Origin of the sequence: Mycoplana ramosa, from assembly GCF_041930185.1 — a bacterium.
In the GTDB taxonomy this organism is placed as follows: Bacteria; Pseudomonadota; Alphaproteobacteria; order Rhizobiales; family Rhizobiaceae; genus Mycoplana; species Mycoplana ramosa.
In genome coordinates, this window is the sequence record NZ_JBHEEW010000012.1 from 63,006 (window position 1) to 83,143 (window position 20,138).

The 20,138-nt window shown below is 65.2% G+C and carries 20 protein-coding genes; 3 read left to right on the forward strand and 17 right to left on the reverse strand.

The window, feature by feature from the left end:
* Nucleotides 1-126 precede the first annotated feature (126 nt).
* Nucleotides 127-558 carry an Hsp20 family protein gene (locus tag JNC62_RS15760; protein ID WP_374839969.1) on the forward strand — a complete coding sequence of 144 codons (432 nt, stop codon included), beginning with the start codon at nucleotides 127-129 and terminating at the stop codon, nucleotides 556-558.
* Nucleotides 559-699: 141 nt separating this feature from the next.
* Nucleotides 700-957 carry a BQ00720 family protein gene (locus tag JNC62_RS15765; RefSeq protein WP_374839970.1) on the forward strand — a complete coding sequence of 86 codons (258 nt, stop codon included), beginning with the start codon at nucleotides 700-702 and terminating at the stop codon, nucleotides 955-957.
* Between the two features lie 112 nt (nucleotides 958-1,069).
* On the opposite strand, the gene trmB is transcribed toward JNC62_RS15765, so the two are convergent.
* The 15 genes from trmB to trpS all read right to left on the reverse strand — a co-directional run bounded on the left by trmB (nucleotide 1,070) and on the right by trpS (nucleotide 14,771).
* On the reverse strand, nucleotides 1,070-1,771 hold the full coding sequence (gene trmB, locus JNC62_RS15770; protein WP_374839971.1) for a tRNA (guanine(46)-N(7))-methyltransferase TrmB: 702 nt from the start codon (nucleotides 1,769-1,771) through the stop codon (nucleotides 1,070-1,072).
* A gap of 115 nt (nucleotides 1,772-1,886) precedes the next feature.
* On the reverse strand, nucleotides 1,887-3,143 hold the full coding sequence (metK, locus tag JNC62_RS15775; protein ID WP_374839972.1) for a methionine adenosyltransferase: 1,257 nt from the start codon (nucleotides 3,141-3,143) through the stop codon (nucleotides 1,887-1,889).
* A gap of 177 nt (nucleotides 3,144-3,320) precedes the next feature.
* Nucleotides 3,321-3,737: a helix-turn-helix domain-containing protein gene (locus JNC62_RS15780; protein ID WP_310411612.1), complete on the reverse strand. Its 417-nt coding sequence runs from the start codon at nucleotides 3,735-3,737 to the stop codon at nucleotides 3,321-3,323.
* Nucleotides 3,738-3,882: 145 nt separating this feature from the next.
* Nucleotides 3,883-5,469: an apolipoprotein N-acyltransferase gene (gene lnt / locus JNC62_RS15785; protein WP_374839973.1), complete on the reverse strand. Its 1,587-nt coding sequence runs from the start codon at nucleotides 5,467-5,469 to the stop codon at nucleotides 3,883-3,885.
* A 157-nt stretch (nucleotides 5,470-5,626) separates the two neighbouring features.
* On the reverse strand, nucleotides 5,627-6,790 hold the full coding sequence (locus JNC62_RS15790) for a hemolysin family protein (RefSeq protein WP_374839974.1): 1,164 nt from the start codon (nucleotides 6,788-6,790) through the stop codon (nucleotides 5,627-5,629).
* Between the two features lie 9 nt (nucleotides 6,791-6,799).
* A complete protein-coding gene (ybeY, locus tag JNC62_RS15795; RefSeq protein WP_374839975.1) occupies nucleotides 6,800-7,306 on the reverse strand; it encodes an rRNA maturation RNase YbeY in 507 nt (168 codons plus the stop codon).
* 16 nt (nucleotides 7,307-7,322) lie between these two features.
* A complete protein-coding gene (locus JNC62_RS15800; protein WP_374839976.1) occupies nucleotides 7,323-8,378 on the reverse strand; it encodes a PhoH family protein in 1,056 nt (351 codons plus the stop codon).
* Nucleotides 8,379-8,406: 28 nt separating this feature from the next.
* Nucleotides 8,407-9,807: a tRNA (N6-isopentenyl adenosine(37)-C2)-methylthiotransferase MiaB gene (gene miaB, locus JNC62_RS15805; protein WP_374839977.1), complete on the reverse strand. Its 1,401-nt coding sequence runs from the start codon at nucleotides 9,805-9,807 to the stop codon at nucleotides 8,407-8,409.
* 41 nt (nucleotides 9,808-9,848) lie between these two features.
* The gene (gene olsA, locus JNC62_RS15810; protein ID WP_374839978.1) at nucleotides 9,849-10,637 is read right to left on the reverse strand and encodes a lyso-ornithine lipid O-acyltransferase; all 789 of its coding nucleotides are present in this window, start codon (nucleotides 10,635-10,637) and stop codon (nucleotides 9,849-9,851) included.
* Nucleotides 10,638-10,675: 38 nt separating this feature from the next.
* The gene (locus JNC62_RS15815; protein ID WP_374839979.1) at nucleotides 10,676-11,101 is read right to left on the reverse strand and encodes a Fur family transcriptional regulator; all 426 of its coding nucleotides are present in this window, start codon (nucleotides 11,099-11,101) and stop codon (nucleotides 10,676-10,678) included.
* Between the two features lie 65 nt (nucleotides 11,102-11,166).
* Nucleotides 11,167-11,658, reverse strand: a complete 492-nt coding sequence (locus JNC62_RS15820; RefSeq protein WP_374839980.1) for a GNAT family N-acetyltransferase — start codon at nucleotides 11,656-11,658, stop codon at nucleotides 11,167-11,169.
* A gap of 5 nt (nucleotides 11,659-11,663) precedes the next feature.
* Nucleotides 11,664-12,323 (reverse strand): tRNA (adenosine(37)-N6)-threonylcarbamoyltransferase complex dimerization subunit type 1 TsaB, encoded by a 660-nt coding sequence (tsaB, locus tag JNC62_RS15825; RefSeq protein ID WP_374839981.1) that lies wholly within the window; start codon nucleotides 12,321-12,323, stop codon nucleotides 11,664-11,666.
* 30 nt (nucleotides 12,324-12,353) lie between these two features.
* Nucleotides 12,354-12,923: a NifU family protein gene (locus tag JNC62_RS15830; protein ID WP_374839982.1), complete on the reverse strand. Its 570-nt coding sequence runs from the start codon at nucleotides 12,921-12,923 to the stop codon at nucleotides 12,354-12,356.
* Between the two features lie 130 nt (nucleotides 12,924-13,053).
* The gene (locus tag JNC62_RS15835) at nucleotides 13,054-13,545 is read right to left on the reverse strand and encodes a universal stress protein (protein ID WP_374839983.1); all 492 of its coding nucleotides are present in this window, start codon (nucleotides 13,543-13,545) and stop codon (nucleotides 13,054-13,056) included.
* A 161-nt stretch (nucleotides 13,546-13,706) separates the two neighbouring features.
* On the reverse strand, nucleotides 13,707-14,771 hold the full coding sequence (trpS, locus tag JNC62_RS15840; protein WP_374839984.1) for a tryptophan--tRNA ligase: 1,065 nt from the start codon (nucleotides 14,769-14,771) through the stop codon (nucleotides 13,707-13,709).
* 285 nt (nucleotides 14,772-15,056) lie between these two features.
* Between trpS and JNC62_RS15845 the strand changes: the two genes are divergently transcribed.
* The gene (locus tag JNC62_RS15845) at nucleotides 15,057-15,551 is read left to right on the forward strand and encodes a YcbK family protein (RefSeq protein WP_374839985.1); all 495 of its coding nucleotides are present in this window, start codon (nucleotides 15,057-15,059) and stop codon (nucleotides 15,549-15,551) included.
* 40 nt (nucleotides 15,552-15,591) lie between these two features.
* Here JNC62_RS15845 and murJ read toward each other — a convergent pair whose 3' ends face one another.
* Both murJ and JNC62_RS15855 read right to left on the reverse strand, forming a co-directional pair.
* The gene (murJ, locus tag JNC62_RS15850; RefSeq protein WP_374839986.1) at nucleotides 15,592-17,187 is read right to left on the reverse strand and encodes a murein biosynthesis integral membrane protein MurJ; all 1,596 of its coding nucleotides are present in this window, start codon (nucleotides 17,185-17,187) and stop codon (nucleotides 15,592-15,594) included.
* Complete coding sequence (locus JNC62_RS15855; RefSeq protein ID WP_374840065.1) at nucleotides 17,184-20,021, reverse strand: [protein-PII] uridylyltransferase; 2,838 nt, start codon at nucleotides 20,019-20,021, stop codon at nucleotides 17,184-17,186. Before JNC62_RS15855 ends, murJ begins: the two co-directional genes overlap by 4 nt.
* Nucleotides 20,022-20,138 lie beyond the last annotated feature (117 nt).

The following is a 20,138-nucleotide window of genomic DNA, read 5'->3' on the forward strand; positions in this document are numbered from 1 at the left end:
ACTATATTTGCCGGAGGCCGCGTGGCAAGCGTCTTGCGCCCCCGTCGGACAATACCCATATTGCGCTCATGCGGGATGCTGAAATTCGGGTCCCGCAACGGTCGCTTGAAAGCAAGGACTAACAAAATGACGCGCATACAACCCTTTGCCAGCCCGCTCCTTCTCGGGTTCGACGCGATGGAGAAAACGCTCGAACGGATCGCCAAGGGCAACGATGGCTACCCGCCATACAACATCGAACGGATTCGCTCCGATACCGCGTCCGGCGAGCCTGAGCGGCTTCGCATCACGCTGGCGGTCGCCGGCTTTGCCGAGGACGAACTCGAGGTGACGACGGAAGAGAACCAGCTGGTCGTCCGCGGCCGGCAGGCCGACACGAGCGAGCGCGACTTCCTCTATCGCGGCATTGCCTCCCGGCAGTTCCAACGCATGTTCGTCCTTGCCGACGGAATGCGGGTGCTCGGTGCCGAGTTGCGCAACGGCCTCCTCTCGATCGACCTCGTGCGCCCCGAACCGGAGCGTTTGGTAAAGAAAATTAACATTTCCGTACCAGACTAGGCCAAAGCGATCATTGCAGCGGCGACCACCGCGAAATGCTCACGGATAGTCTGATCTAAACCGGACGCACCGACGGGTCATGACGACAGCGGGCATCCGGGCAGGCCGGTAGTCAATCCGGCGAATTGCCAGGAGGCAACCATGGGACTGAAGACAATTACGCCTCAATTCACACAGGCCGACCTTGCACATCTGGGCGCGGGCGAAATCGGTTATATCCGCAAGATGCGGGCCGACGAAGTGTCGCGCTGCTTCCCCGAAGCGCCGGACATCGATCCGAGCCTCGACCTGTGGGCGCTGTTTGGCGCCGACGGCACGCCGATCCTTCTGACCGACAATCGCTCCAGCACCTTCTACAAGGCGGCGGAAGACGAGTTGCGCACGGTCAGCCTGCACTGACCCGCGGCCGTCTTTCAGGCGCGCTTGCCGGGCATCCTTTCGGCTTTCACCCATTTTCGTCCCGGAGCCGGTTTCCGGTTTCGGGAGAAACGCTTCTCGAACGCCGCCGGGATCAGACCCGCCGGAAGGTGAGATAGGCGGAGCTCCGGCCCTCCCGCCGCGCCTTGGCCTCGTAGCGCGTTCCGGGCCAGCCGGCAAACGGCGTCAGCCAGTCGGCGGCATCGCCGGCCGTCCAGTCGAAGGCCGGATGTGCGCCGCAATGCAGGAGCGTCCAGTTGACATAGGTGTCGATGTCGGAGGCGAAGCAGAACTGCCCGCCGGGCTTGAGCACGCGGGCGAACCGGTCGAGATTGACCGCCGAGACGAACCGGCGCTTCCAGTGCTTCCGTTTCGGCCACGGGTCAGGATAGAGCAGGTCGATCTGGTCGATCGAGGCTGCCGGCAGCCAATCCAGCACCTCGGTTGCGTCATCATCATACAGGCGAATATTGCGCGCGCCGGTCTCAACGATCCGGCCGACCAGCTTTGCCATGGAATTGACGAAGGGCTCCACGCCGATGAAGCCGGTATCCGGCTGCTCCAGCGCGCGGTGCATCAGGTGCTCGCCGCCGCCGAAGCCGATTTCCACCCGCAGGCGGGCGGGCGTGAAGGTGAACAGGTCCTCGATCCGGTCCGGAGCCGGTCGTGACAGGTCGAGCGCCAGCGTCGGCAGCACCTCATCCATCTGCCGCGCCTGCCGTTCGCGGAGCGGTTTGCCCTTGCGGCGTCCGAAGAAGGCTTCCGTGGCGCGGCTCGGGTGCTGCTGTTCTGTCATCGGCTGGTCTCTCACGATAAAAGCGGGTGTCTGCCTGAAGCCGGCCCCGAAAGGGGAACCGGTTCCTCAGGCAGACGCCCGCTTTACAATCTTCCGACGCCTCCGCAAAGGCCGATCAGGCCGCCTTGAGCGTCTCCGCCCGAACCGCTTCCTTCAGCGGCTTGACCAGGTCCAGCTTCTCCCAGGAGAACGACCCGTCGCGGCCGGCCTTGCGGCCGAAGTGACCGTAGGCAGCGGTCTTGGCGTAAATCGGCCGGTTCAGGTCGAGGTGCCGGCGGATGCCGGAGGGCGACAGGTCCATCACCTGGCGGATCGCGGCCTCCACTTGATCCTCGGTCACCTTGCCGGTGCCGTGCAGGTCGACATAGACCGACAGCGGCTGGGCGACGCCGATCGCATAGGACAGCTGAATCGTGCAGCGATCGGAGAGCCCGGCCGCAACGACGTTCTTGGCCAGGTAGCGCGCCGCATAGGCCGCCGAGCGGTCAACCTTGGTCGTGTCCTTGCCGGAGAACGCGCCGCCGCCGTGCGGCGCGGCACCGCCATAGGTATCGACAATGATCTTGCGGCCGGTCAGGCCGGCGTCGCCGTCCGGCCCGCCGATGACGAACTTGCCGGTGGGGTTGATGTACCAGATGCAATCGTCGGCGATCTTGATGTCGTGCAGAGCCTCGCGGATGTACGGCTCGACCACCTTGCGGACCTTGGCCGAATCCCAGCTGTCGTCGAGGTGCTGGGTCGACAGCACGATCGAAGTGACTTCCGACGGCTTGCCGTCGACGTACTTCACCGTCACCTGGCTCTTGGCGTCGGGACCTAGCTTGGCCACGTCGCCGTCGCCCTTCTTGCGGGCGTCGGCCAGAAGCTGGAGGATCCGGTGGGAGTAGTAGATCGGCGCCGGCATCAGCTCCTCGGTTTCGCGGCAGGCATAGCCGAACATGATGCCCTGGTCGCCGGCGCCCTCGTCGCCCTGCTGGTCGGCGGCATTGTCGACGCCCTGGGCGATATCGGCCGACTGCGCGTGAAGCAGCACGTCGATCTTGGCGTTCTTCCAATGGAAGCCGCTCTGCTCATAGCCGATGTCGCGGATCGCCTTGCGCGCAGCCGCCTTGAATTTCACGGGGTTGATGACGTCGTTGCCGTGCTTGTCCTTCTTCATCAGGCTCGGCGGCAGCCGCACCTCGCCCGCAATGACGACGCGGTTGGTCGTCGCAAGCGTCTCGCAGGCAATGCGAACGATCCAGGGGTCGAATTTCGTCTTGTTCGCTTCGCGGTAGACCAGGTCGACGATTTCATCGGAGATCCGATCACAGACCTTGTCGGGATGCCCCTCGGCCACGGACTCGCTGGTGAAAAGATAATTGCTGCGCATACGGGAGTTCCCTCAATGAAGACGCACCCGTCTTAGTCATTTCGGGCTCGAAAAACAAGCGCAGAACGACATAAACATATCTTTATGTCCAACTATTTCACCGCAGTCGCCACAAAAAGATAACGGCCCCCAAGGGAGCCGTTTTCCTGCGCACAAATTGTCCAGGCACGCGAGCGGCTATTCGACTTCCGCCTCGGCCGCGAGTGCCTTCACGAGGTCCACGAGTTTGCGTCGCACCTTGGGATCGGCGATCTTGACGAAAGCGCGGTTCAGTTGCAGCCCCTCCGAGGAGGAAAGGAAATCAACCACATAATTCGAACTGGAGGCCTCGGCCATGCCGGGTTGATTGCCCGAGCCGTCGCCCGGGGCATCTTCGAAGAAGAAGGAAACCGGCACGTTGAGTATGCTGGAAATGTTCTGCAACCGGCTCGCGCCGACTCGATTCGTGCCCTTTTCGTATTTCTGGATTTGCTGGAAAGTGATTCCCAGGTTTTCGCCCAGTTTTTCCTGACTCATGCCAAGCATGGTGCGGCGAAGGCGGATCCGGCTACCGACATGAATGTCGATCGGGTTCGGCTTCTTCTTGTTTTCCATCTTTGCTGTTTCCTAACGCGCGAAATGGCCTGTCATCCGGCATCGACCATTGGGCCTTACGTCACGTTGTACCCGAAAATTTTCCGGACTTGATATACGAATATGATGCCGGTCGCTGTCACTATGCAATTTTAGGGGTTTTTGGTCAATTCGCTCGCCTGATAAAACCATTGCGAGAAATCACCGCAGCTCCGAAAAAGATTGCAACTAGAGACCAAAACCAGAGGTTTTGTGACACAATATCAGGAAAAGCGGCGACTTTTCCCGGTATGGCTGCATCGATGAATCCACCCATATCATAAGGAAGCCCTAATGCAACCTCTCCGTTGGAATCGACGACTGCCGAGATCCCGTTATTGGCGGCGCGCACGAGCGGCAGACCCGTCTCGACCGCACGCACCCGGGCCTGATGGAAGTGCTGGTAGGGTCCGGGCGTGTTGCCGAACCAGGCATCATTGGTGACATTGAGCAGGGCGTCGGTCGCATAGGCCGCTTGCTCGATCTCGCCGGGGAATATCGCCTCGTAGCAGATGAGCGGGTAGAACGATCGTCCCATAGGCAGCGTCAGCACCTGATGGGCGCGTGCGCCGGAAAAACCGCCCGAGACGGCGGCAACGGCATTGATCCCCCATGAATTGAACGCCTCCTCGAACGGCATGTATTCGCCGAAGGGAACGAGATGCACCTTGTCGGCCGCGCCGAGGATCTGCCCCTTTCCGTCGATCGCATAGATCGAGTTGTAGTAGCGCGGCGGCTTGCCGGCGCCCCCCTCCTCCGTGCGCACCGCCCCGGCGATCAGCACCTGATCGTCATCGAGGACATCGGCGATCCTTGCCAGCGCATCGGGACTGTCGGTCAGGATGAAGGGGATCGAGGTTTCCGGCCACACGACGATGTCCGGACGTTTTTCGCCGGAGGGCGGCGCGGCGGTCAGCGCCAGGTGCTTCTCGAACACCGCGGCCCGCTGCCCGTCGTCAAGCTTGAGCGACTGGTCGATCACCGGCTGCACCAGCCGGATGGTCACATCCGTATCGGCCGGCTCGGGCTTCAGGCGCAGCGCGTAGAAACCGTATCCCGCCTGCAGCGCCAGCAGCAGGACCGCGAGCGAAAAACCCAGCCGCTTGCCGCGACCGGTCCACAGTAGCGCAGGTGCAGCGAAGACGAAAACCGCCAGGACGTTCATGCCGGCTATGCCGACAATGCGCGCCGGCTGCATCATCAGTGTCACCGGCATTGCGCCGTAACCGACCGCATTCCAGGGAAAGCCGGTGAACAGCCAGGAGCGCAACCACTCGGCAAGCCCGAAGGCGGCGGCGAGCGCAAGGATGCGGCCCAGGCCGTCGGACCAGAAGAGCCGCGCCAGCGCGGTCGCAACGCCGTAGAAGAAGGCCAGGAATGCCGGCAGGCCCAGCACCGCCAGCGGCAGCGCCCAGGCAAACTCATCCGCCTCGACCAGAAGCGCATTGCCGAGCCACCAGAGCCCACCGAGGAAATAGCCGAACCCGAAACACCAGCCGATGCGGAAGGCCGGGGCCAGCCGGCGCAGCAGGCCGGCGTCCGGATCACCGCTCGCCCCGTCGATCAGCCAGACCAGCACCGAAAACGAGACGAACAGGGCGGCAAAGAAGCCAACCGGCTGCAGCGCCAGCACCCCGACCAGGCCCGCCAGGAATGCCACCGTTGCCCGCGCCCAGCCGGACATCAGCATGACCTTGCCTGCCAGTCGCTCCATACCGTCCCCTCAAGCCTCGCGCGAATCAGCGCGCCAAGTCTTTCAAAAAACGGCGCCCTTGTCGCGCACCGCTAGAGGCCGTGAAGGTGGCAAAAGAGCGGCGGCGAAGGCGCGGGAGCATCCCTGACGGAATCAGTTCAGCACAATCGCGCCGGGGTCAGGCGCTGTTCTGGGTCTTGTCGCCTTCGACAGGGGCGGTCTCGGGCCGGGGGATTGCATTCTCGCTCTCCGGTTTCGCCAGCCGGCGGCGCTGGGCGGGCGGACGCTTGCGGGTGATCCGCACGCGCTTGACCCGGCGCGGATCGGCGTCGAGCACGTGGAACTCGAAGCCGGGCAAGGCCTGCACGACCTGGCCGCGCACCGGGATGCGACCGAGCGAGTTGAAGATCAGGCCGCCGAGCGTGTCGGCGTCTTCAAGCTGCTCGCGAATGTCGAAATCGCTGCCGATCGTCTCGGCGAGTTCCTCGAGCTCGGCCCGCGCATCGGCGATGAAGACGTCGTCGGAGACCGGTGTGATCATCGCCTGATCGTCGTCGTGCTCGTCCTCGATGTTGCCGACGACCATCTCGACGATGTCCTCCAGCGACGCAAGACCGTCGGTTCCGCCATATTCGTCGATGACCAGCGCCATCTGCGTGCGGGCGGCCTGCATCCGCCCCATCAGGTCGGACGCCAGCATCGAGGGCGGCACGAACAGCACCGGGCGGATGATGCCCGCCTCCAGCACCGTCTTGTTCAGGTCGATGCGGGCGAGATCGAACTGCGCCTTCGGCGCCTTGACCGGCTTTTCACCGGCGGCAGCGAGCGCAACCGGCGCGGCGGCGCCGTTCTTCGCGCCCGTGCGCCGCTTGTTGCGCGCCTGCTTCGTCACATAGGCGAGCAGATCGCGGATGTGGACCATGCCACGCGGATCGTCGAGGCTGTCGCAGTAAACGGGCATGCGCGAATGGCCCGATTCCTCGAAGATCACCATCAGTTCGCCGATGGTGACGTCCTGCTCGACCGCCTCAATGTCGGCGCGCGGCACCATCACGTCTTCGACGCGGACCTCGCGGAAGCGCAGGATGTTGTGCAGCATCGCCCGCTCTTCGGGCGAAAAGGCCGCGTCGTCGGCCGGGTCCGAGGTCTTCAACGCCTCGGCCAGGTCATGGCGCAGCGTCGAAGCGTCCTGGTTGCGGAAGAAGCGCGTGGCGCGCGCCCAGAAGGATCGTGCCGGTCTCGCCTGAGGTTCCGGCCTGGGCGTACTGCCCCCGTCGTCCTGCTCTGAGGCCCCGGCCTCGCCGTTTTCAGCCGAAAGCGGCTGTGATTTTAAATCGCTCATCGTTCCAAACTATTGAACCGGGTCGTCCCCGTAGGGGTCAGATAGGCCAAGCTCGCCCAAAATGCGAGTCTCCAGCCCTTCCATTTCTTCGGCCTCGTCGGTTTCCATGTGATCATAACCGAAGAGGTGCAGAAATCCATGCACCAGAAGATGCGTCAGATGCTCGTCGAACGGCTTGCCCAGCTCGCCGGCCTCCCGCTGCAAGGTCTCGTGCGCCAGGATGATGTCGCCCAGCATCGGGCCGGGCATGTCGCCGGGCGCCAGCGGAAAGGCCGGGAAGGACAGGACGTTCGTCGGCTTGTCCTGCCCCCGCCATTCGGCGTTGATCGCGCGGATCGAAGCGTCGTCGGTGAAAAGCAGCGACAGTTCGGGCGGCCGTTTCGGGAAGGGCTGTCCCTCCTGCCTGGCCAAATGGCCGGCCGCCGCACCGATCACCCGCGCGCTCTGGGCAAGAAGCGCCGCCTCGTCGGGCCAGGCACCCCCTTCGATGCTGATCTGGATGTCGATCTCGCTCATGGGACAGGGGACCGCCTCAGCGGTCCATCAGCTCGCTTTCGTCCTGGACGGCGCTCTGGGATTCGTAGGCCCGGACGATGCGCGCCACCATCGGATGGCGAACGACGTCGGCGTCCCTGAAGCGCACCACCGACACCCCTTCGACCCCTTGCAGAATGTGCAGCGCCTCCACCAGGCCGGACTTCATCCCGCGCGGCAGGTCGATCTGGCTGGGGTCGCCGGTGACGATCATGCGCCCGTTCTCGCCGAGGCGGGTGAGGAACATCTTCATCTGCATGGACGTGGTGTTCTGCGCCTCGTCCAGGATCACCGCCGCGTTGGCGAGCGTGCGGCCGCGCATGAACGCCAGCGGTGCGATCTCGATGACGCCGGCGGCGATCGCCCGCTCGACCTTGTCGCCGGGCATCATGTCGTAAAGCGCGTCGTAGAGCGGGCGAAGATAGGGATCGACCTTCTCCTTCATGTCGCCCGGCAGGAAGCCGAGCCGCTCGCCGGCCTCCACGGCCGGACGCGACAGGATGATCCGGTCGACGGCGCCGCGTTCGAGAAGCTGGGCGGCATAGGCGACCGCGAGATAGGTCTTGCCGGTGCCGGCCGGCCCGACGCCGAAGACGAGCTCGGACCGCTCCAGCGCGCGGATATAGGCATCCTGCATCGGCGTGCGCGCCGCAATCGTCTTCTTGCGGGTGGAAATCTGCGTCATCGTCAGCTTGGCCTTGCGCTCCATGGTCGGCAAGGACAGCTGGTCGTCGGCGGCGACCGCCATGCGGATCGCGCCCTCGACGTCGGACAGCTCCACCGACCCGCCGCTCTGCAGCCGGCCGTAGAGATAGTCGAGCGCGCGGCGGGCCTGGTTGGTCGCCACCACGTCACCGGAAATGACCACGGAGTTGCCGCGGGCGCGGGCGTCGATCTGCAGCCGCTCTTCCAAGAGCTTCAGATTCTGGTCGAACTGACCGAACAGCTCGCTGGCGTATCGGTTGTTCTCGAAGGTGAGCACGAAGTGATTTGCGTCTGTCGCAGGCGTTTTCGACTGGCGCGGCGATGTCGTCATCAATTCGTGTCCGTTCAAGCGGCAAGGCTCCCTAGCTGTCCGCCCATCAACCGATCGCCTCGGCGAAGAGGCTGTTGGGGCCGGCACCGGTGATTCGCACCCTTACAATGTCACCGATTTCGGAACCTTTTGCATCAACATTAACAGGCTGCAGCCAGGGCGAACGTCCGACGAGCTGGCCGGGCATGCGTCCCGGTTTTTCAAGCAGAAGGTCGATCTCCTTGCCGACGCAACCTGCGGCGAAGGCCGTCTGCTGCTGAAACAGCAGGGCCTGCAGTCTCTCAAGGCGTTCGGACTTTACACCCTCGGGGACCTGCCCGTCCATCTCCGCGCCCGGCGTGCCCGGCCTAGTCGAATACTTGAACGAGAAGGCCTGCGCGTAGCCGACCGTGCGCACGAGCGCCATCGTGTCCTCGAAGTCGGCCTCGCTCTCGCCGGGGAAGCCGACGATAAAGTCGCCGGAAATGGCAAGGTCGGGCTGGACGGCGCGGATGCGACCGATCAGCGCGACGTACTCGGCGGCCGTGTGGCGCCGGTTCATCGCCTTGAGAATGCGGTCCGAGCCCGACTGCACCGGCAGGTGCAGATAGGGCATCAGCTTGGGCAGGTCGCGGTGGGCGGCGATCAGGGCGTCGTCCATGTCGCGCGGATGACTGGTCGTGTAGCGGATGCGCGCCAGCCCCTCGATCTTTGAAAGCCTGCCCAGCAGGGCGCCGAGCCCCAGTTCGACGCCGTCGGGGCCGATCCCGTGCCAGGCGTTGACGTTCTGGCCGAGCAGGGTGATCTCGCGCACGCCGGCCTCGACCAGCCGTTCCGCCTCGGCGACGATTTTGTCCATCGGGCGGGAGACCTCGGAGCCGCGCGTGTAGGGCACGACGCAGAAGGTGCAGAACTTGTCGCAGCCCTCCTGCACCGTCAGGAACGCGGTGACGCCGCGCGCACGGGTCTGCGCCTTCTGCGGTGCGGGCAGGTGATCGAACTTGTCCTCGATCGCATAGTCGGTCTCGACGACGCGCTCGCCCTGCTTGGCGCGCCTGAGCGCCTCCGGCAGACGATGATAGGTCTGCGGCCCGATGACGAGGTCGACCGCCGGGGCGCGACGCAGGATCTCGTCGCCTTCGGCCTGGGCGACGCAGCCGGTGACGCCGATCATGAAGTCGCGGCCTTCCTTGGCGCGCGCCTTCTTCATGTCGCGCAGGCGGCCGAGCTGCGAGTAGACCTTTTCCGCCGCCTTCTCGCGGATATGGCAGGTGTTGAGGAGGACGAGATCGGCGTCCTCGAGCGTGGTCGTCGCCTCGTAACCGTCCTTGGCCAACGCATCGGTCATGCGCTCGCTGTCGTAGACGTTCATCTGGCAGCCATAGGTCTTCACGAACACCTTGCGGGTGCTGGCGGTCGCCGGCGTCTGCTGCTCGGCCACTTCGGTAGCGGAAATCTGGTCGGTCATGGCGGCTCTTTAGTCGAAACGGCCCGGAAAATGAAGCCCTTTCACCGCCCGCGCAGCCGATCGCCGAGCATCTTGCGGATTCGAGCCTCCACCTCGCGGCTGACGACCTTGCGGTTGCTCGAAGGACCGTAGACGATCATCTCGCCGAAATCGACGTCCACCTCGAGCGCCCCCTCCTTCAGGATGCCGAGCAGATGCGGGATCATCTCGATGTCGCCGGGCCAGGCGGCGATCGGGCGGTGATAACGCCCCATCGCCATGCCGTGAACGCCGGTGTAGGCGATCGAAACCGGCTGGATGAAGACCGTGCCGCCCGGGGCGGCGGAAGCGGCGCTGGCCGCGGCACCGAACAGCGAGGTCTTGATCTGCAGCAGCCGGTTGCCGTCCGAGGTCGTGCCTTCCGGAAACAGAACGACGATCTCGCCGTCCGCGAGACGCGCGGCGATGTCGTTGACCTGCTCACCGGTCTTTCGCCGCTCCTCGCGCACGACGAAGATCGACGCCTGGAGACGGGCAAGAAGCCCGAAGACCGGCCAGTCCCGCACTTCGGCCTTGGCGATATAGACGACGTCGGCGATCGAGCCGAGCACGAGAATGTCCTTCCAGGACGCATGGTTGGCCGCCAGCATCAATGGCCGGCGCCGTTCCAGCGTTCCGTGCACCCGCACGTGCAGTCCGATCAGCCGGCAGGCCGCGCGATGCCAGAGCCGTGGAATGCGCCGGCGAAGCCTGAGGTCGAAGCGGAGGGCGACGAGTTGGACCGGCAGCAGCGCCAGCGTCACCAGCGCCAGGCAGGAGAGAGCAAGAACGATGCGGAGCCAGGCGATCAAGCGCGTCTCGCGAGCGGGCGGCGCCTCGACAGACCGCCCTACTCGCCCTCCTTCAGGGGCACGCCGTAGAGCTCTAGCCGGTGATCGACGAGCCGGAAGCCATGCTCACGCGCGATCCGCTCCTGCAGCGCCTCGATTTCGGGCGAGTGGAACTCGATCACCCGGCCGCTCTTCAGGTCGATCAGATGATCGTGATGCTCCTCGGGAACCGTCTCGTAGCGCGAGCGGCCGTCGCGGAAATCATGACGCTCGATGATGCCGACGTCCTCGAACAGCTTCACCGTGCGGTAGACCGTGGAAATCGAGATGCGCGGGTCCACCTCCGCCGAGCGGCGATAGAGCTCCTCCACGTCGGGATGGTCGGCGGAACTCTCCAGCACGCGGGCGATGACGCGGCGCTGCTCGGTCATGCGCATGCCGCGCTCGACGCAAAGCTCTTCCAGCGTTTTCTCCGGCTCTGTCATGTCGCACTGTTCCCGTCGCCACTAGGTCCGGTGCGCATCGAAATCTGGCACCGCTCACATGGGGACTAGCGAAGATCGCGCCTCATGACAAGCGCCGTGGACCGTCCGCCGGCCCCCTCGTAGTAGGCTTTCCGTTCGCCGACCTTGGTGAAGCCGAGCTTGTCGTAGAGCCTCAGCGCGGCGATGTTGCCCTCATCCACCTCGAGAAAGATTTCGTCGGCACCGCGCATGCGCGCCTCGCGCAGGGCCGCCAGCATCAGCCGCCAGCCGAGGCCGGCGCGCTCGAAACGCGCATCGACGCTGATCGTCAGGATCTCCGCCTCGCCTGCCGCAGCACGCGCCAGCACGAAGCCGCCGGCCGACCGGCCGGACGTGTTCACCTGCCAGGCGACGAAGCCGAAAACCGTGTCCTGGGCGAGCAGCGAATGAAACTCGCCGTCACTCCAGGCGCGCGCGAAGCGCGCCTTGTGCAGCCTTGCGGCCACGCCGCGATCGCCCGGGGCGATCGGAAAGATCTCGAATTCCGGCTTGCGCATGAAAAAGTCGGTCAGCGCCACGGCAATCAGGCCCTCGCAATGGCAAAGCCGGCCTGGGGCTTGGCGTCCGGGCCGCGAAGATAGAGTGGTTTCGGCCGGTCGGCCGTGGGATCGGCGAGCGCGCCGAGCCGCGCGACGATGTCGATGGAGAGCGTATCTGAGGGGCCGGCCGTCTCACCGTCGCCGAGAAGCGGCGCAGCCGAACCTATGACGGGGCCGCCTGCCGCGGCCGCAGCGATCCTTGCTTCGTCCAGGGAGAGCACGGCCGCCTCACCGGCGGGCTGGCCATCGGGCGAGAAAGCCTGGCAATAGGCTTCGCCCCGCTTGGCGTCGATCGCGACGAACACGGGCGTGCCCGGCTGGTCGCGCAGATGCTGCGCGGCCAGACCGGCGAGCGTCGTGACGCCGACGGAGGGGACGTTCAGCGCCAGTGACAGGCCGCGCGCGGCCGCCACCCCCACACGGATGCCGGTAAACGAGCCCGGGCCGATCGTAACGGCGATCCGCTCGATCTGCGGCAGGTCGACGCCGGCCTTCGCAAGCGCCAGGTCGATGAACGCCATCAGGCGCTCGGCATGGCCGCGGCTGATGTCTTCGCCGGCGGCGCCAAGCGTCCTGTCTTCATCACTGTCGTATACGGCCACGTTGCAGCCGCTGCCGGAGGTGTCGAGCGCCAGCAGGATCATCGAAGGCACCCGACGTTCGGGCGCCGGAATTCACATGACAGCTTCAACTTCCTGCACTTCCGGTACGAAATGGTGCAGCAGCTTCTGCACACCGTGTTTCAGCGTTGCGGTGGACGACGGGCAGCCGGAGCAGGCGCCCTTCATGTTGAGATAGACGCGGCCGTCGCGATAGCCCTTGAAAGTGATGTCGCCGCCGTCCTGCGCAACCGCGGGCCGGACGCGGGTGGCCAGCAGTTCCTTGATCGTGGCGACGATCGCCTCGTCCCCCTCGTCATAGAACTCGCCTTCCTCGTTCTCTTCGTCACCGAACGACCCGGCGGCCAGCACGGGCTGCCCGGACATGAAATGCTCCATGATCGTGCCGAGGATGGCCGGCTTCAGATGCTGCCAGTCCGCGTCCTCCTTGGTGACCGTGATGAAATCGTAGCCGAAGAACACGCCGGTCACCCCCGGCACGGCAAAAAGGCGGGCGGCGAGCGGCGACGCGGCGGCGGCATCCGTCGCGCTGCGAAACTCAGCCGTGCCCTGCTCCAGCACGACCTTGCCGGGCAGGAACTTCAGGGTCGCCGGATTCGGCGTGGTTTCGGTCTGGATGAACATCGTTTCGTCTCCATGCTGCCAGGCCGCGGCCCACAGCGAACTGTTTAGAATTATTCAAAAGAAAGATAGACTTTTCCCTGCGCCGCATCAAGAGACCGGCGGCAAAATCGCGCTCGCCAGCCGCGAGCCCTCAACTCAGCGCGTCGAGCTCCTCGTCCGTCAGGTCTTGCGGAATCACCGTCACGGGGATCGCAAAGGCAGCGCCGCGACCGGCAAGCGAGGAGACCAGCGGCCCCGGTCCTTCCTTCGCCGAGCCGGCGGCCAGCACCAGGATCGCGATGTCGCGGTCCTCCTCGATCTGGGCGTTGATCTGCTCGGTTGCGTTGCCCTCGCGGATCACCGTTTCCGGCTCGATGCCGAGCGTTTCGCGCAGCGACTGGGCGACCTTCGCCAGGACCGCCTCGGCCGCCTCGCGGGCCTCCGCCCGCATGATCTCTTCCACCCCGAGCCACTCGCGAAAGTCACCGGCGGGGATGACGTAGAGCAGCACCACGGCACCGTTGGAATTCTTCGCCCGCGTCGCGGCATAGCGGCTGGCACGCCGGCATTCGGGCGTTTCGTCGACGATCGCCAGGAACTTCCGGCGATGGCCGTCCAGGCGTGAAAGTCGTGGCGATACCATTGTGCATTCACCTTCCGGCCGATTCCATTGCAGCTTATACCAATTCGCGGCGATGGGAATTGGCAAGCGTCAATGTCGGGCGATCGGCCCCGCGCCGCTTGCCCCCGATGCCGCGCCCGCCCCCTCCCGGCTCGCCGGAAAAGGGCGCGGGCACGGCGGTCTCAGCGCAGGAAGCCGATGATGTCGGAGACTTCGCCCATTGTCTTCTCGGCCCGCTCGCGCGCCCGCTCGCCGCCGCTGCGCAGGATGGCGTCGATGTGGTTGGTGTCGTCCATCAACCGGCGCATCTCCGCCGTGATGGGCGAAAGGACGCTGACGGCGAGATCGACCAGCGCGGGCTTGAAGGTGGAGAACTGCTGGCCGCCGAACTCCGACAGCACTTTCGCCTTCGACGTGTCGGCAAGCGCGGCATAGATGCCGACGAGGTTCTCCGCCTCGGGCCGATCCTTCAGCCCTTCGACCTCGCTCGGCAACGCGTCGGGGTCGGTCTTGGCCTTGCGGATCTTCTTCGAGATCGTCTCGGCATCATCCATCAGGTTGATGCGCGACAGGTCGGACGGATCGGACTTCGACATCTTCTTGGTGCCGTCGCGCAGGGACATGACGCGTGGCGCAGGCCCGCCGATCAGCGGCTCGACCATCGGGAAATAGGCGTGCACCGGCTCGTCGCCGACCGTGATGTCGACGCCCGTACCGGTGCGGCGGATCTTCTCCTTGAAGTCCAGGTTGAACTTCATGGCGATGTCGCGGGCCAGTTCCAGATGCTGCTTCTGGTCGTCGCCGACCGGCACGTGGGTGGCGCGATAGACGAGGATGTCGGCCGCCATCAGGCTCGGATAGGCCAGCAGTCCGAGCGAGGCATTCTCGCGGTCCTTGCCGGCCTTGTCCTTGAACTGGGTCATCCGGTTCATCCAGCCGATGCGGGCGACGCAATTGAACACCCATGCCAGTTCGGCATGGTGAGGCACCGCTGACTGATTGAAAACAATATGCTTTTTTGGGTCGATGCCGGAGGCGATGAAGGCGGCGGCGATCGAGCGGATCTGGCCGGGCAGGTCTTCGTGGACCAGTTGCGCGGTGATCGAATGCAGGTCGACGACGCAATAGATGCAGTCGTTGCTTTCCTGCAGGGCGACGAACTTGCGGATCGCGCCGAGGTAGTTGCCGAGATGCAGGTTGCCCGTCGGCTGAACGCCGGAAAAGACGAGCGGCTTGAATGCGGTCATGTTGTCCTCGTGAGGCTGGTGGAGGGCCCAAGCAGCGATCGCTGCAACAGGTTCACGTGCGCGCTTATGCACGGCGGCAAAGCCACAATCAAGGGGCGTTCCATCACGCAACACCGGCCCCACGCGCAATCGGGCGGACCGGATGCCGCGCCTACCCCTACTCCATAAGGATGATCTAATATTAGCAATTTTATCCGTAGAAAAGCCTTTTTCTGGATTTCAATTCTCGCTGGGGCAGAAGGGGGACACCGTCAGCACGCCTGACGGGCAAAAGGGAGAGGTATCATGCGAAATGCCTGTTCCATCCTGCTGGCCGGCCTGTTCACGCTGTCGTCGCTCGTCATGGACGAAGCGCGGGCCGGCGATCCGATGAAGGTACCGTTGCGGACGCCGAAGGCCCGGGTCACGCTGGCCTATGCGACCCAGACGCCCCGCGTTCGGCACAGCTGCTTCCCGGGCAAACTGCACGCGGTCCTGGCGCATATCGCCGCCCAGACCGGCCGGCGTCCGCTCGTCACCTCCGGCCACCGCTCCGGCGGTCGCCGCGGCTCCTATCACCGCAAATGCATGGCGGCCGACATCCGGATCCCCGGCGTTGCGGTCAACAAGATCATCGCTGCGGCCAGATCGGCGCCGGGCATCGGCGGCATCGGCACCTATTGCAACGGCATCGTCCATGTCGACGTCGGACCGAGCCGGCGCTGGAACTATTGCGGCCGCGGCCTGGCGCGCCTGAAAAAGCAAAAGACGCAAGAGACTACGACGGTGGCCATGCGTTGAGCGGCCGCGGCCGCTCTTGCGATCACGGGCGACCGCGCCCTCAGTCGCCGCCTGCCGGCGTGTCCGGTTCTGCCGCGGCCTTGCGGCGCACGCTGCGCCGGATCATGCCGAGGTCGGCGCCGCCGATGAGGAAGGCCACGCCGAAATAGACCGCCATGGCAAGCCCGACCAGCGCGCCGAGCGCGGTGACCTGGTCGAGCAGCGGCGATGTCGGCGCCAGCCTGCCGGCCAGCGCCTCGGAGGCGTAGTCGAGGCTGACGGCCATGATCACGGTGGCGATCACAAGCCGTGCCACGCGCCAGGCCAGCGCCCTTTCCAGCGGCCAGTGGCCGCGCCGGACGAGCGTTGCGAACAGGACGATCGCCGTCAGCCAGCCGGAGGTCGCCTCCGCCGTGGCGATGCCGCGCTCGTAGAAGAAGGGAAAGAGCGAAACGGCGAGCACGCAGTTGACGGCCACCGAGACCATGGTGATGCGCATCGGCGTTTTCGTGTCCTCGCGGGCGAAGAAGCCCGGATTGAGCGCCTTGATCATCACGAAGCCGGGCAATCCGAGCCCGTAGATCGCCAGCGTCCCGGCGACGACGGAGGTCGTTTCCGGCGAAAACGCGCCGCGCTCGTAAAGCACCCGGACGATCTCGTCGGAGATCACCCAGAGCGCGCCGGCCGCCGGCAGCGTCAGAAACAGCACGAACTCCATCGAGCGGTTCTGCAGGTTGCCGGCCTCCTTGTCGTGCCCGGCCTTCAGGGCCCGCGCCAGCTCGGGCAGGAGCACGACGCCGACGGCGATGCCGACGACGCCGAGCGGCAGCTGGTAGACACGGTCGGCATATTGCAGCACCGAGATCGCTCCGTCCTTGGTCGAGGCGATCATCTGGCCGATGATCTGGTTGATCTGGGTGATGCCGCCGGTCACCGCCGCCGGCAGCGCCAGCCAGAGCAGCCGCTTGACGTTGGGCGTCATCCGCGGCCGGCGGAAGCCGATGCGCATGCCGGCGTGGCGCACCCCGGCATAGAGCACCGCCATCTGCAGCACGCCGGCCGCCAGCACGCCCCAGGAGAGGTACCAGGCCGTTTCGAGCGGCGCAGCGCCGGTGTAGAGCGCAAGGCCAAGCGCCCCGATCAGCACGACGTTGAGAAACACGGGCGCCACGGCCGCGGCGAAATAATGATGCAGCGAGTTCAGCATGCCCGACAGCATCGCCGTCAGCGACATGCACATCAGATAGGGGAACATGACGATCGCCAGTTCCACCGTCACCTCGAATTTCTCCGGTTCACCGACGAAGCCCGGCGCGATCACCCAGGCCACCAGCCACGGCATCGCCAGTTCCATGGCGATGGTGATGATCATCAACACCGTGAACAGGACGCCGAACACCTCCTCGGAGAAGCGCTTGGCGCCGTCGATGCCGCCCGCCTCGATCTCTTTGGCGAAGAGCGGCACGAAGGCGGCATTGAAGGCGCCCTCGGCGAACAGCCGGCGAAACAAGTTGGGAAAGCGGAACGCCGCATAGAAGGCGTCGGCCATCGGCCCGGTGCCGAGGGCCGCCGCCATCAGCGTCTCGCGGGCGAAACCGAGGATGCGGCTGCCGAGCGTCGCCCCGCCGACGGTCGCGAATTTCTTGACCAGACTCATTCTTTGGATCTTGTCCCTGCCTGTGTGCCCGCCGGAGCCAGGATGCCGGACGGCATCCGGTCACGCGCCTCGTCCGCCTCCTCGGCCATGACGGCCTTCAGCCGGGCGGCGATGTTGTTCTGCCGGTTCTCGTTGGTGATCTTGTGGCCGAGCAGATCGGTCACGTAGAAGGTGTCGATCACCTTCTCGCCGAAGGTGGTGATGTGCGCCGAGGCGATGTCGAGCGACAGGTCGGACAGCACCGCCGTCACCTCCGACAACAGGCCCGGCCGGTCGAGGCACTCGATCTCGATGACGGTGAACTTGTTCGACAGCGTGTTGGAAATCGTCACCGCCGGCGGAATCGTGAACGTCTTCGACCGCTTGCGTCCGCGCGTCCGCGTCGCGATCACCTCCGGCAACCGCTTGCGGCCGGAGAGCACGTCCTCGATCATCCGGCCGACGCTGGCCGCGCGGCGCATCTCGTCGGAATCGTTGGGAAACTCGCGGTTGACGAGGATCGTGTCGAGGGCGCGGCCGTCGGAGGTCGTGAAGATCTGCGCGTCGACGATGTTGGCGCCGGCCGCGGCACAGGCGCCGGCGATCACCGTCAGCAGGCGCGGATGGTCCGGGGACAGGACCGTGATCTCGGTGATCGCGTGGAAGGAATCGGTGCGCACCATCGTGGCGAGCGCCTGGCCCGCCTTGTCGGCGCCGCGGATGAATTCCGCGTGGCGCACCTGGTCCTCCAGCGGCACCGTCAGGAGGTAGGGATCGTAGTGCAGCTGGGTGTAGGCGCTGCGATCTCCCTCGCGCCAGTCGAGCAGCGCCTCGTGCAGCTTCTCGCGCGCAAACCTGGCGCGTTCCTTGCGCGAAACCTCGGAGAACCCCCCGGAAAGCAGCAGCTCGGTCTCGTAATAGAGCGTGCGCAGCAGCTGGCCCTTCCAGCCGTTCCAGACGCCCGGGCCCACCGCGCGGATGTCGCAGACGGTCAGCACGAGCAGCATCTTCAGCCGCTCCATCGAGCGCACCTTGTCGGCGAAGTCGACGATGGTCTTGCGGTCGTTGAGATCGCGCGTCTGCGCCACCATCGACATGACCAGATGTTCCTCGATCAGCCAGACGACCGTCTCGGTCTGCTTCGGCGAAAGCCCGAAACGCTGGCAGAGCTTGCGCGCCACCCGGGCGCCGGCGACGGAATGGTCCTCCGGGCGGCCCTTGGCAATGTCGTGCAGCAGCACCGCCACATAGAGCGAAACGCGGTCCTCGATCCCCGGCATGATCTGGGCGGCGAGCGGATGCGCCTCGGCCTCGCGTCCCTGGTCGATCGCCGCCAGCACGCCGACGGAGCGGATCAGGTGCTCGTCGACGGTGTAGTGGTGATACATGTTGAACTGCATCATCGCGACGATCTTGCCGAAATCGGGGATGAAGCGGCCGAGCACGCCGGACTCGTTCATCCGCCTCAGGATCAACGCCGGATCGCGCGGCGAGGTCAGGATCGACAGGAACAGCCGGTTCGCCTCGTCGTTCTCGCGCAGCGCGTTGTTGACCAGTCTCAGCGACCGGGTGACGAGCTTCAGCGCATCGGGGTGAAACTCGAGCCCGTTGAGATCGGCGATGTGAAACAGCCGGATCAGGTTGACCGGATCGCGCTTGAACACCTCCGGATCGGCGATGGTGATGCGCCCGCGATCGTCGACGAAATCGAGCGTGCCCGGGATCTTGCGGTTGCGGCGGGCAAAGCGGCTGATCGCCGCCGTAATCCCCGGCGCCTCCTTGGCCTGTTGATCCTCCAGCGTGGCGCAGAAGATCCGTGTCAGGTCGCCGACGTCCTTGGCCACCAGGAAATAGTGCTTCATGAAGCGCTCCACCGCCGACAGGCCGGGATGCGGCTGGTAGCCGAGCGAGGCGGCGATCTCGGGCTGGACGTCAAAGGACAGTCGTTCCTCGGCCTTGCCCGTCAGGAAGTGCAGGTGGCAGCGCACGGCCCAGAGAAAGTCTTCCGCCTTCTGGAACAGCTTGAACTCGTGACGGGAGAGCACGCCGAGCTTCACCAGTTCTTCGGTGTCGCGGATGTGGTAGTGGTACTTGGCGATCCAGAAGAGCGTGTGCAGGTCGCGAAGCCCCCCCTTGCCCTCCTTGATGTTCGGCTCCACCAGGTAGCGCGTGTCGCCCGCCTTGCGATGCCGCTCGTCCCGCTCGGAGAGCTTGGCGGCGATGAACTCCGGGCCGGTGCCGCGCATGATCTCGTGCGTAAAGCGCGTCCACAGCTCGTCAAACAGCGGGCGCGAGCCGCAGAGATAGCGGGCCTCGAGGATCGCGGTGCGGATCGTCATGTCGCCCTTGGAAAGCTCGATGCTGTCCTCGATGCTGCGGGTCGCGTGGCCGACCTTGAAGCCCATGTCCCACAGGATGTAGAGCATGAACTCGATCGCCGGCGCGCTCCACGGCGCCGGCTTGGCCGGCAGCAGGAAGAGAAGATCGATGTCCGAGCCGGGCGCCAGCGTGCCGCGCCCGTAGCCGCCGACGGCGGTCACGGTGATGCGCGCGGCCTCGGGCGCCAGCGCGGCGTTGAAGATGTGGTTCAGGGCAAAATCGTGCAGCACCGTGATGATCTGGTCCTGCAGCCAGGAGAGCCGCGCGGCACAGGCAAGTCCGCTGCCGTCGACGAAGAGCAGTTCGCGCGCCTGTTCGCACCCTTCCGTATAGGCCTTTTTCAGCTCGCCGAGCAGCGCCTTGCGCATCTGGTCGCGGTAGTCGGCAAGCGCGCTGGCGATGAACTCGCAACGCCCCTTGAGGGCGGCGATATCGAGCAGGCCCGAATGGCCCGGAGCAGTAACCTTGCTGTCCATCGAATGCCGGCCGCCCGCTTTCTGTTGCTCCATCGTCACCCTTCAGTGCCAGGTCATCGCCCTTGGGTGTGCAAGGCGTATAGCCTTTTTCGGCGCGCCGCGACAGTCGTTCCGGGC